At 43.9% G+C, this 12,215-nt stretch carries 11 protein-coding genes; 1 reads left to right on the top strand and 10 read right to left on the bottom strand.

All coding sequences use genetic code 11. The features are described 5' to 3' along the window. The 8 genes from AC0L13_RS05595 to AC0L13_RS05560 all read right to left on the bottom strand — a co-directional run bounded on the left by AC0L13_RS05595 (nt 1) and on the right by AC0L13_RS05560 (nt 9,105). Nucleotides 1-753: a hypothetical protein gene (locus AC0L13_RS05595; protein WP_473644805.1), complete on the bottom strand. Its 753-nt coding sequence runs from the start codon at nt 751-753 to the stop codon at nt 1-3. Continuing rightward, complete coding sequence (locus AC0L13_RS05590; RefSeq protein WP_473644802.1) at nt 740-1,306, bottom strand: RNA polymerase sigma factor; 567 nt, start codon at nt 1,304-1,306, stop codon at nt 740-742. Before AC0L13_RS05590 ends, AC0L13_RS05595 begins: the two co-directional genes overlap by 14 nt. 197 nt (nt 1,307-1,503) lie before the next feature. Beyond that, nucleotides 1,504-1,974, bottom strand: coding sequence for an NUDIX domain-containing protein (locus tag AC0L13_RS05585; protein WP_473644800.1), 471 nt, complete (start codon nt 1,972-1,974; stop codon nt 1,504-1,506). Between the two features lie 151 nt (nt 1,975-2,125). Next, nucleotides 2,126-4,360 carry an RNA polymerase recycling motor HelD gene (gene helD, locus AC0L13_RS05580; RefSeq protein ID WP_473644799.1) on the bottom strand — a complete coding sequence of 745 codons (2,235 nt, stop codon included), beginning with the start codon at nt 4,358-4,360 and terminating at the stop codon, nt 2,126-2,128. Nucleotides 4,361-4,562: 202 nt separating this feature from the next. Beyond that, on the bottom strand, nt 4,563-5,279 hold the full coding sequence (locus AC0L13_RS05575) for a dihydropteridine reductase (protein WP_473644797.1): 717 nt from the start codon (nt 5,277-5,279) through the stop codon (nt 4,563-4,565). A 146-nt stretch (nt 5,280-5,425) separates the two neighbouring features. Beyond that, a complete protein-coding gene (locus AC0L13_RS05570; RefSeq protein ID WP_473644795.1) occupies nt 5,426-7,114 on the bottom strand; it encodes a methyl-accepting chemotaxis protein in 1,689 nt (562 codons plus the stop codon). Nucleotides 7,115-7,312: 198 nt separating this feature from the next. Beyond that, nucleotides 7,313-7,996: a GNAT family N-acetyltransferase gene (locus AC0L13_RS05565; RefSeq protein WP_473644793.1), complete on the bottom strand. Its 684-nt coding sequence runs from the start codon at nt 7,994-7,996 to the stop codon at nt 7,313-7,315. Beyond that, nucleotides 7,993-9,105, bottom strand: coding sequence for a mandelate racemase/muconate lactonizing enzyme family protein (locus tag AC0L13_RS05560; RefSeq protein ID WP_473644791.1), 1,113 nt, complete (start codon nt 9,103-9,105; stop codon nt 7,993-7,995). Before AC0L13_RS05560 ends, AC0L13_RS05565 begins: the two co-directional genes overlap by 4 nt. On the opposite strand from AC0L13_RS05560, the gene AC0L13_RS05555 reads away from it, so the two are divergent. Then, complete coding sequence (locus tag AC0L13_RS05555; RefSeq protein ID WP_473644789.1) at nt 9,079-9,714, top strand: hypothetical protein; 636 nt, start codon at nt 9,079-9,081, stop codon at nt 9,712-9,714. The genes AC0L13_RS05560 and AC0L13_RS05555 overlap by 27 nt on opposite strands. A 155-nt stretch (nt 9,715-9,869) precedes the next feature. Here AC0L13_RS05555 and AC0L13_RS05550 read toward each other — a convergent pair whose 3' ends face one another. Then, nucleotides 9,870-10,283 carry a VOC family protein gene (locus tag AC0L13_RS05550; RefSeq protein ID WP_473644787.1) on the bottom strand — a complete coding sequence of 138 codons (414 nt, stop codon included), beginning with the start codon at nt 10,281-10,283 and terminating at the stop codon, nt 9,870-9,872. Between the two features lie 74 nt (nt 10,284-10,357). Continuing rightward, a complete protein-coding gene (locus AC0L13_RS05545) occupies nt 10,358-12,208 on the bottom strand; it encodes an SLC13 family permease (protein ID WP_473644785.1) in 1,851 nt (616 codons plus the stop codon). Nucleotides 12,209-12,215: the final 7 nt, after the last annotated feature.

Below are 12,215 nucleotides of genomic sequence, written 5' to 3'. Positions count from 1 at the left end.
TTACAATACCCCTTCCGTCTGCTTGAAGATAATTAGCTTTTTCAAGTAGTTCATATAAATGATCAGGCAACTGAGCAGAACAACTGCATAGACGAATACTGGCAAATGAAGAAGCACTCCATTGTAAAATTCGTTATTGACCGATCTCAAGATGTTGTTCCCTATAAGCCATACTGTTATTGTCACTATGACAATCCCTTTTGTCCTTCGGTTCATGAGGGCGATCGAAAGAATGATCGAGAACAAGAACAGTGATGTGCCGGAAATCATGAACGCACGGATGAATTCGATTTCCTCGTATTTCATGGCAATGAATGCAATCGCAACCGTATTCAGTATCATTGTAGAAATACTGAACGATAGCATACGGAAGGCGATGACTTGATAGACATTGAATTTACACGCCATTTCCACGTCATAAGTGGCATTCTGTGTTTTATTCATATACGTACAGATCGAAAAGGCAAGGAACAGAATCGGTGATAAAAGGAAAATATACGCATACAGATTTTGCACGTCGCCATGAATTGGTATGATGAGAAATAGGCTGTATAATCCGATGGCGATTAATACAATGAAGCTGAGCTCCAATCGATCTGAAAACAGATGCCGCCATCCGACTTGTTGCACCATAGAATGTAGATAGGATGAAAAAGTTTCTCTCTTCACTAAACCTTGTGAGACAATTTGACTGATTTGCCTGTCAATAGTGTTGTCGTCTGGCATTGGGATACTGAATTTATCTTTCTTCAATGTTCTCCACCTCCATTTCTTTACGGATCCATTTCAATGCTGCGTAGTATCTCGTTTTAACTGTAGATAAAGGGATTGCTTCAATAGCCGCAATCTCCTTCAACGTATAATCGCCAAATAGCTTCAATCGGATGATTTGCTGAGAATGTGCGTCAAGCCGATTCACCACTGAATTTACAAGTTCGAATTGTTCTTTATGCTCAAGCTCGATCTCCAGATTGTATTCATCTTCCACTTCCTGATGGATGTCTTCGATTGGCTGAGTAAATTGTGCATACCGATAATGTCTCGAGCGAAAATAATCGACAATGCGGTTTGAGGCAATCCTGTATAGCCACGTCCTGAATGACGACTTTTTTGGGTCGTATGCATGAATAGATTGCAAGACAGCAATGAATAGTTCCTGCGTTACATCCATGGACAGATCCGGATCGAGCGTCTGCTTGTAATGAAAAGCATACATCTCCTTGTAATATTTCGAGACGAGATTATTCGCCGCAGACTCACTGGCATTCTTCTTTATCTGTTTGATCCAGCGTAGGTCGTTATCCATTCATTGATCACATGCTTTCCAATATCTTTGCCTATAAGTATATTCGAGATTCATATTGAAAAAGTTTGAGGGACTTGAAGATTATTTCATAGGCTGTCATTACACACTATAGGTTAGGCAAATTAAAAACGCATGAATTTATATATACCCATGCGTTTTCCCATTTACTATTTTCCTTAGATGAGTCACCTAATACTCTAACTTCTATTCGAATCTTCAATTTCATAGTTTAATGTACTTTCCCACCAGGTGTTCTTTTTTCCGTTCATATAATCTTTTAACAGATGCCTAAAAGGATACGGTTGTAGGTTACAATTATCCAGATCATCTGCACTGCACCAGAAAAATCGGAGATGGGATTCACATGATTGTGGATTCATACTTGCGGTTAGTTTTTCGCAAGCAACTTGAAACACCTGATTTACTTCGCAATTCATAACGCCTTTTCTCTCCCATTTATGTTCAACTACACCAAGGAAATTAATTACTGTACAACTTATACCTAGTTCCTCTTCAATTTCCCTTACCAATGCATCTTTTGCACTTTCGCCAAATTCAATATGGCCGCCCGGTAAAAATGTATTTTTTTCTCCAATGGCTTGCGCAAGCAAAACTTGATTATTCTTTATGAATATCCCTCTTGCTAAATGATGAAAAGGATTCGGCAATTAATTCTCCCCCCGAGAATGTATTTATGATTTATGCGTGAAATTTTCGGTTTATGAGCTTTTAAAACGATTTATGCGTTTTTGGAAAGCTTTATGCGTGCTTTTCTTCATTTATGGGTTTTTCCTTTGATTTATGCGCTTCTAGATTACTTTATGCGTTTTTCGGTGTTATTAATGGTCGCAACGAGTCTGAGAGCAAATGCAATTCATGCATCGGTCTTGTCATTGCGACATATAACAGCTTCCGATCGATCGGATGGTCACGGAATGGTTCATCGAAAGCGGCGATGATGACAGCGTCGAATTCTAAGCCCTTTGATAAATGGCTTGGCACGATTAACAGGCAGTCGCCGTTTATGTCGGAGTCCTCGCCTAACAATTGGACAGGTAAGCCGGCTTTTTCAAGATATTCAAAGATAGTCGCAGCCTCTTTCCTTGTTTTACAAATTAAAGCGATCGATCGATGTCCCCTGCCTATAATCGCTTTATGAATTTCATTCACCTTGGATGCATCAAGTGTTTGCATTTCGTAAAACTCCGGCTCTCTTCCATGGCGGACAACCGGTTCGACAAGCGGAAGATCCTCTTCCATCTGCTCCAGAACCTTGTTTGCCAACTGCATAATTTCGATTGTCGTCCGATAGCTTTTTTGCAATGTTGTATAAGTGGCCCGCGGGAACATTTCCTGAACGGGTTCCCATGAAGTCAACGCTCGATAGCTATGGATTCCTTGTGCCAGATCCCCGACCATCGTGAACATATCCGTTTCCAATCCGTCTTGCAATGCGGCCAGCTGAAATTCGCTGTAATCCTGTACTTCATCAATGAAAACGACGCGCATTTTCCATTTATCGGCTACACCTTTCAACTTCGCGTGTAGAAAATAGAGGGCTGCCAAGTCTTCCGTCTCCCATGACTCTTTTTGATGAGCGGCAAAAAAAGCATCCCTTTCCGAATCGGACCAGTGGCATGCCAGTTCTTTATGTAATTGAGGGTTTGTTAGCCAATCCCTGTACAATTTTTTAATATTGAACTTTTTAAACCTCTTCATGTAAGAGGAAACAGTTTTCTTCCCTTCCATTTCTATAGAAGGAAGTCGTTCGTCACGCTCATCCATGACCCTCGTAATACGTGCCTTCCGCTTCTCATCGTCACGGATGCCATACAACGCTTTATCGAGCGCTTCTTCATATTTGTCGGATAAGAGCTTGTACAGCTGTTTTCGCTTTCGGATCACTTCACTCTGCATAATGAGCTTAATACGTTCGATCCTTTTTTCAAGTGGCATATATTTGAAGTCTTCTAGGAATAACTTCTTCAAACGGGTTGCCCGCATAATTCGGTATTTTTCAATATAGACGTCTTCAAAGAGGGCCGCTGTTTCTTGTTCCAGCTTATCTACATAATTTTGCATGATTTTACGATAGTGAAGCGTTCCTTTCATGCGTGCAATGAAAAGTTGTTCTTCATCTACAGATTTAGCTGCGGTCAACAGCTCCAGCTTTTTATTCGGATCTGCTAATTTCAGTTTCAGTCCTGTAGCTTCGAGGACGTATTCGGCGAATGTCGTTTGGCATATCCGCCCGACCCCTAACTCAGGCAGCACTTCACCGATATATTCCATGAACAATCGGCTAGGAGCTAAAATCATCAGCTTCTCCGAAGGAAAATCTGTTCCCATCGTATAAAGGAAATAGGAAATCCGATGAAGGGCGATCGTCGTCTTCCCACTGCCCGCTGCGCCTTGAACAATGATCGGCTGCTTCAAATTCGCCCGGATGATTTCGTTTTGCTCCGCTTGGATTGTTGAAACAATTTCCGTTAAACGGACATCCGCTTTCCCTGATAATGCTTCCTGAAGCAGTTCATCATTCGTCGTTAAATCAATATCAAGGACGTCCAGCAATTCTCCTTCTTCGATTTTGTACTGCCGTTTCGAAAAAAGATGTCCGCTAATTTCTTCGCCCCGCACTTTATACGTCAAGTCTCCTAGTCTGCCATCATAGTAAACATTCGCGACAGGTGAGCGCCAATCAACGATGATTGGTTCCTGGGTTTCCTGATGAAAGACGGATGTTTTTCCTATATAAAGGAACTCATCCTTCTCCCCTTCCGTCTGGAAATGGATGCGGGCGAAATAAGGCTTTTGCTGAATCGCTTCAAGCCCTTCCTTTTGGGAGCGGGCCATTTCAAAAAATCGGGTGTTCGTCAAAATATTGATGTAGCTTAAACTGGAATCCAAGTAGTCCAAGTCGGCCATCGCATGTCGGATTTCATCTTGCGAGGATTGCACATCACGCATCGACTCTTCCAAGAGCTTTTGCATGTAGTGCTTCGTGTAGTCAAGGCGCTGCAATTCGAACTCAAAATCGGGATGTTTCTGCATAGACAGTCCTCCGTTTTGCGTATTTTGCGTCCTGCTTTTCTAGATGAGATGTTGGGGTTTAAATTGAAACAGAAATTGATTGTACCATTATGGGATGTTTTAGGCAATATGATTTATTCAGAATCATTATAATCATACTTCACGTAAATTAAAAAAGCCCCGTTTTGAAAACGGGGACATACTTGTTTTTAAGCAATTTTTCTTACATTGACAATTCAACAGGGAAAAATTCAGTCCGTTGCTGTTCACGCTTGTCGAGCATAATTTGTTCCGGTTTAATGCCTTGCTCACGTAGCACTTCGATATTCTGTACGAGGAATTCGTCGCTGCCGACAACATAGAAGAGGCCATCCTTATCTGCAGCAAGGTTTTTCACTTCTTCATAGTAGTCTTTACGATTATCGACGAACTGGACTGTGAACTTCTTATCAGCTGCAGGTGCAAAAACATCAGGGAATAAGTAGTCTTTTGTTGAATCGATGTTCAGGGAATGGATTTGATTGACATTATCAGCACGGCCGAAATAATCGAGTACGAGCGGTCTGAAAGTTGCCAATCCGACACCTGAAGAGAGTAGGTACACATTTTTGTCTTCTCTTTTCAGCGGTACATTCGAATGGATTTTAAATATGGCAACTTCATCGCCAATTTTATGATTTCTTAACGTCGATTTAAATTCAGAGCACTGCTCTTTGATGCGTGTTGTAATGCCGATTGAGTTTTCAAGCGGCAACGTGGAGATGGACATGTGGCGGATCAAGCTACGGTTTGGTTTATCCCCAGCATTAAAACCTTCCAGTGCCAAGTGGATGTGAGAGCCTTCTTCCCAAGTAAGGCCATCCGGACAGTCGAGCAAGTACGTTTTAACTTCAGGAGTCTCTTCAATAATCTTATTTATTTTCGTCCAATAGATTTGCATTATATATTCCCCTTTTTCAATTATTTGTATTCTTACTATCCACTATACAGTAAGTGATAACGATTATCAATTGCAATTATTTGATAAGAGAGATGCCTTCTTTAAATAAAAAATCTCCACGCCGTTTGTTTGGCGTGGAGATTTTATCATACTGTAAAACGTCCCATATCGTTTTGCAGTTTTTCTGCGACTTCGGAAAGTGTTTGTGCACTTGAAGCTATTTCTTGATTGGAAGCTAGTTGTTCTTCCGTCGCGGCGCTCGTTGACTGAGCTTCAGCAGATGCCTGGACGGCAAGTTCATGCACCTTCTTCTCACCATCTGTCACTCGACTCGCCATCGAGCGGATTTGTTCAATAGCAGCAGAAACCGTTTCGACTTTATTGCTGACATCCTGCGATGCCAATTCAATTCGATCGAAGACAGCATGAGCCTGCTCGGTGATGCCGACGCCCTCTTGCACACGTTCGTTGCCAGCTTCTGCCCTGTCCACAGCCTTTGAGACATTTTGAATGACAGTGTCGATCATCCGTCCTATCTCTTCAGCAGACTCCTTCGATTGCTCGGCAAGATTCCGTACTTCATTGGCGACAACAGCAAAGCCTTTACCTTGCTCACCAGCCCGTGCCGCCTCTATGGCGGCATTCAATGCTAACAAGTTCGTTTGCTCGGCAATCCCTGTTATGAGACCCGTGACATTACGGATCTTTTCCGAATGGACGGCCAAGTCAGTGATGACGTTGGCAGATTCGCTGATCGTTGCAGATATGGCGGACATCTGGTCATTTACATTTTTCATAAGATCCGCGCCTTCTCCTACAAGCCGGGATACTTCGTTGGATGACGAAAGCATCGCTTCATTATCTTCGGTAATTTTATGGATGCCGCCTGTCATTTCACCCATTGCTTGTGAGGATTCATTCACAAGATTCACTTGCATTTCACTTGCCACTAGATTCTTCTCAGCAATCTCAGCAACCATTTCTGAAGCGGCAAGGCTTTCTTCGGAACTTGCCGTCAATTGCTCGGCCTGTGCGGCTAATTGATGCGCGGAATCTCGTGTATTCGTAACGATTGTACGTAGATCAGACGTCATGTCATTGAATGCTGTCGCCATGTCTCCGATTTCATCCTTATTCTTAATAGACAAAGGATCGATCGCAAAGTTCCCATCAGCTAGCTGCTTTAATGCATAAGTCATTTTCGTTACAGGTTTCGTAATCATTCTGCTGATGACAAAGGCGATAATAATGCTTAAAACTGCTACAAGGACAAGAATCCCAATTAAGAAGAGACCTGCTTGTTTCAGTGTATTCTCTATCTCAGCTTTTGTTTGAAGCATTTCAGAACGTTGAAGGTCAATCAACTGATCCGCTATTTCTGTTATCGCTGTCTGATGAACTTCCGCCTGTCCAGCCAGTTCAATCGCAATGTCCTCACGTCCACTGTTGTAAGCTGCAATAGTGGAATCAGTAAGCTTTTGATACTGAGCTGCAGCAGCCTTTAATTCATCCAATATTGCCTGGCTTTCTTCTGCTTGGAATGCTTCGTCGAGCTTCTTCACTTTGTCGTCAAATGATTCCAGCAGTTCCCGTCGGTTTTTCAAATAATTGATATCTTTATATAGTAAATATCCACGTATGTCGTTCGAAAGCTCGTTTTGGTTGGTTGCAAGCTGCTCCAGTAAAATGACTTTTTCCATCCGGTCATCAATTAGGAAGTTGTATTTATCACTCATATATGGAATGGTACTATACATCAAAACTCCGGCAGCCATCATTAAAATGACTAAAGATAAAAACCCTGTCCACAACTTTTTCCTTACTGAATATCTCATTGTTTTCCTCCTATAATAGTAGCCTTCAACATTATAAACTACTATCTATCACCCGTATAGATATAGGTAGATAGAATGTAAAAAAACAGTCGGAAGTACCCTGGAGGATCAATTCAGTATTTCATTCATGATAAAAGTAGTCTTTTTTCACTATAAAAACAATACAGAGTGGTTTCACTCTGTACGGTTTTACTTCATTTATTCATCCTTTTGGAATTGCACTTTCCACGCTCCGTCGTCCTTTTCCAAGCCAATGCCAATCCACCCGTCCTCCAATAACGACTGCTGTTTCATAACATCGGACATGTCTACCATAACAGTGAGCGTTTCCGTTTTTACATCTTCACACAGACTTTTCATCAATGTGTATCTTAATAGATTTCCGTATTTCTTTTCTAATTTTATGATGTGCATTCCTAACGCGAATTTATCTTTCAAGCTTGCAATATTGAAAGGAGCAACGGTTGCGAACACATAACGATGACGATTTCTGTTAACATGCTCCATGAGGAGTTCTCCAAGAATTCGCTGTAGACTATTCCCTCTATATTCCGGATCTACATTTGTCACTTCCGAATACAACGCTAATGGAAGTTCAGATTCCAGCAAGCCGGCATCTCTTCCTAAATGATGTTCGTCAATTTCCGGTTCGAGCATCGCCCTAAAAGCAATGAGACGGTTGTCATGAAAGGCGCCGATCATTGAACCGTTGCCGTTTAATATGAAACGGAATTCCTCGTCGGACAATGGTTGTAAAAAAGAAGTGATTTCCAGGGAAGCGATCACTTTTTCCTGCAATTCCTTAATTGATTCGAGGTCACTTAGAGTCAATTCTCTAATCGTCACCTCTTGGCCATTTCTTAAGATTAATTCTTTCTTCATCCAACCACCTTCTCCGAAAAGACAGTCAGTTTTTCCAAGACAGCTTCATCCACATCGACTCCAAGGCCCGGCTTTTCCGTCAAACGAATGAAAGGAACGTCATATTTCAAGTTTCCGATATCTTCGCTGAACTTCAATGGCCCAGTCAATTCGACGCTCGTCATGATTTTTTTCGAGAAGGCAACGTGGAATCCAGCTGCGGATCCGACTGACGATTCAACCATTGAACCGACTTGACATTCGATTCCTGCCATTTCCGCCATATGAGCGAGCTTCATTGCCGGATAAATGCCTCCGCATTTCATTAATTTGATATTCACTTTGTCTGCGGCACGCTTGGCGATGATTTCTCTCATTTCACGAATTCCGCGCAAGCCTTCGTCAATCATGACAGGCACGGACGTTTTCGATTTGATTTCCACCATTGCATCGATATCATCTGCTTTCACCGGTTGTTCCAACCAATCGAGTGAGCAATTTTCAAGTTTTCGTAGTGCTTGCAACGTTGTCGAGCTGTTCACCCAGCCTTGATTTACATCAATGCGGATAGCGATTGACTCCCCGACACGTTCGCGGACTGCTTGAATTCTTTTCACATCTTCCAGTACAGCGGTGCCGACTTTCATTTTCAACGAACGATAGCCTTCTTGAACGCGCTGTTTCGCTTCTTTGGCCATATATTCCGGCGTACCGATGCTCAGTACGTGCGTGATCGGGAATTCATCGTGGTATCTCCCGCCTAACAGATCATAGACAGGAACACCTAGCGCTTTTCCGACTGCGTCATAACAAGCAATGTCAATTGCGGCTTTCGCTGCTGGCACTCCGTAAATTTCTGCATCCATACGCTCGTGGATCTTTTCCATTTGAGCAGGATTCATGCCGATGAGCTTCGGCGCAAGCGTATTTTTGAGGACAGCATATGTACTTTCCCAACTTTCGCCTGTGACATGCTCATCTGCAACCGACTCGCCATATCCGACAAAACCAGTGTCCGTCGTCAGTTTGACGATGATGGAAGGCATTGTGTCGTATCTTGCGTAGCTTATGATAAAGGGTTCATGTAGAGGCAGGTTGATGGCATGGATTTCGATTTCTTTGATTTTCAAGATGTGTCTTCCTTTCACAATGGCAATTGTCTTTTATTATTGTATCATTGTCGGGATTTCGATGAAAGAATGGACTGGCTAGGGGTTTGCTTTGGACGTGGAGTGAATGACTTTGGACGCGCGACGGCTTGCTTTGGACGTGGAGTGATCGACTTTGGGCGCGCGACGGCTTGCTTTGGACGTGGAGTGAACGATTTTGGACGCGCGACGGCTTGCTTTGGACGCCGAGTGATCGACTTTGGACGCGGGACGACTTGCTTTGGACGTGGAGTTAACGACTTTGGTCGTGCGACGGCTTGCTTTGGACGCGGAGTGATCGACTTTGGACGCGCGACGGCTTGCTTTGGACGCGGAGTGATCGACTTTGGACGCGGGACGGTTTGCTTTGGACGTGGAGTGATCGACTTTGGACGTGCGACGGCTTGCTTTGGACGCGGAGTGATCGACTTTGGACGCGCGACGGTTTGCTTTGGACGTGGAGTGATCGACTTTGGACGCGGGACGTTGCTTTGGACGTGGAGTGATCGACTTTGGACGTGCGACGGCTTGCTTTGGACGCGGAGTGAACGACTTTGGACGTGCGACGGCTTGCTTTGGACATGGAGTTAACGACTTTGGACGTGCGACGGCTTGCTTTGGACGCGGAGTTAACGATTTTGGACGCGCGACGGCTTGCTTTGGACGCGGAGTGATCAACTTTAGACGCGTAAATTGCAATAATAAAACGACGGGAAGCAATCTCCCGCCGTTCTACTTTCGATTATTCACTCTTCGTGGCTGAATTGCCATTCGATGCCGAATTGGTCTTTCAACGAACCGTAGCTTTTACTCCAAAATGTCTCCTGAAGATCCATCACTACAGTTCCGCCTTGCTTCAGCTTATCGAAGGCATTTTTGATTAACTCAATGTCATTGCTGACAAAGGCGAGGCTAATATTATTCCCTTCGATAAAAGGCGAGCCTGGAAAAGTATCTGAGAACATGACTCTACTTCCGTTGATGTTCAGCCTTGTATGCATGACCAAGTTTTTAGCTTCCTCGGGCAGTTGATAATCAGGATGTTGTGGAGTCTCCCCATATGTCATAATTTCAGGTTTCTCCGTATTGAATACCTCCGCATAAAACTCCACCGCTTGCCTGCAGTTTCCATTGAAATTCAGATAGACTTCTACTGCCATTCCAATAACCCCTTCCCTAATATTCATTCAATTCAGTTTACCATGTACAAGCACTCTTGCAAACCGGTAACGGTTCAAAACGGAAACAATATTGGAATAGCAATCATCATGACGACAAGCATGATCAATTGAAGCGGTACGCCGATTTTTACAAAGTCTTTGAATTGGTAGCCGCCAGCAGTCATGACGAGCGCATTAGTCGGTGAGGCGACTGGAGTTGAGAATGCCATGCTTGCCCCGACTGCAACTGCAATGAGAAACGGATAAGGACTAACGCCGATGCTGAGGGCTGCGCTTAATCCAATCGGCGCGAACAAGACAGCTGTTGCGGTATTGCTAATGAATTGGCCGAAAGTCATCGTCAATAGGAAGATGCCCCCTAGCACGCCCAATGGTCCAAGCCCGCCGAGCAATTGGATGATCCCTTCCGAAAGCAGTACCATTCCGCCTGTATTTTCAAGCGCGGTTGCCATTGGAAGCATCGCACCGATAAGGATGATACTCTCCCAGTTGATCTGCCCGTATGCATCATCCATATTCCGTACGCAGCCTGTTAAAATCATCAATGCAGCGCCAATCAATACTGAAATGACTGCAGGAAATACTTCAAACACCATGAGGAGAACCATTAAAATCATGATTGCGCCCGCGATCGATGCCTTCCCACTCGCAGCCGCCATGCTTGCATGTTCTTTCGGCTGGCCTATGACGACGACATTGCTCGTTTCACGTGAAAGCAATTCGATCGAATCCCAAGAACCTTGCACGAGAAGAGCATCCCCGAACCGGAGTTTTTGCTTCGACATATCTTTCACGACATACTCACCTTGACGGTTGATGCCCAAAATATTCAAATTGTATTTTTCGCGGAAGTTGATTGTTCGGAGCGTCTCATTTATTAACTTCGAATGCGGGGTAAGGAGCACTTCCGCGATGCCCAGTTGCTTAGATACGAGTTCATCTGCCTCGGACGTTCCTTGTTCAATGGCCAAACCATAATCTCCAACGAACTTTTCTACATCTTCGGCGGACCCTTGCACGTATAGTCGATCCTTCGGCTGAATGATGCTGTTTGGCCCGGCCATCTCTTGATAGGTCATCGGCAATAAATTCAGACCTTCCTTCGATTTCCTGCTTATTTTTAAAATACATAGCTTATACGTCGCGGGAATCTTCAATTGAGCGAGCCGCTTCCCAATCATTTCAGACCCTTCCGGAACTTTCACTACATACAAGTTTCCCCCAAGCTGATAGTCAGCCGCCAATCGCTTCGTCGACAGCTTTTGGGCCTGATTTGAATTAGAAGCCTTCTTCCCTTTCGGCAGCAATGAATTTCGAACCAAATACAAATAGATGAGACCGACGATAACTCCGATGATGCCAATTGGGGTGACTTGGAAGAAGCCAAGTTTTTCATACCCATTATCGACAAGCATTTGACTGATGATCAAATTGGGCGGTGACGCAATCAGCGTAAGCAAACCTGAGAAGCTTGCCATATAGGAAAGCGGAATCAAGTACTTCGACGGACTGCTGTTAATACTGATAGCGATGCTAATAACGATCGGCAGCATGAGAGCGACCGTTCCTGTATTGCTCATGAATGCGCCGACCGAAGCGACAATGACCAATAGGAGAATGAACAGCCGTTTCTCGCTATCACCTGAATACCGCAATAATAATGTACCAGCCATTTGCGCCAGCCCTGTCCTCAAAATACCGGCTCCTATTACAAATAAGGCAGCGATCATGATGACGACTGAGTTGGAAAAACCTGACAACGCTTCAACCGGTGTTAAGATTCCCGTCAGGACGAAAGCGAGCAAGGCGAGAATAGCGACGAGGTCGGCACGTATTTTATTCGTCATGAATAAAACGACTGTAATTCCTAAAATGATGAATGTGAGTGTGAGTTGCACAGGCACCTCGTTC

It is taken from the genome of Sporosarcina sp. QA0331, from assembly GCF_055808055.1.
Note: the sequence above shows the minus strand (reverse complement) of the source record. Positions and strands in the feature narration are given on the sequence as shown.

Excerpts from the sequence above, each read along its gene's own strand:
- AC0L13_RS05590 (WP_473644802.1), bottom strand. The coding sequence starts at position 1,306 with ATGGATAACGACCTACGCTGGATCAAACAGATAAAGAAGAATGCCAGT.
- helD (WP_473644799.1), bottom strand. The coding sequence starts at position 4,360 with ATGCAGAAACATCCCGATTTTGAGTTCGAATTGCAGCGCCTTGACTAC.
- AC0L13_RS05570 (WP_473644795.1), bottom strand. The coding sequence starts at position 7,114 with ATGAGATATTCAGTAAGGAAAAAGTTGTGGACAGGGTTTTTATCTTTA.
- AC0L13_RS05575 (WP_473644797.1), bottom strand. The coding sequence starts at position 5,279 with ATGCAAATCTATTGGACGAAAATAAATAAGATTATTGAAGAGACTCCT.
- AC0L13_RS05555 (WP_473644789.1), top strand. The coding sequence starts at position 9,079 with ATGGATTTCGATTTCTTTGATTTTCAAGATGTGTCTTCCTTTCACAAT.
- AC0L13_RS05550 (WP_473644787.1), bottom strand. The coding sequence starts at position 10,283 with ATGGCAGTAGAAGTCTATCTGAATTTCAATGGAAACTGCAGGCAAGCG.
- AC0L13_RS05565 (WP_473644793.1), bottom strand. The coding sequence starts at position 7,996 with ATGAAGAAAGAATTAATCTTAAGAAATGGCCAAGAGGTGACGATTAGA.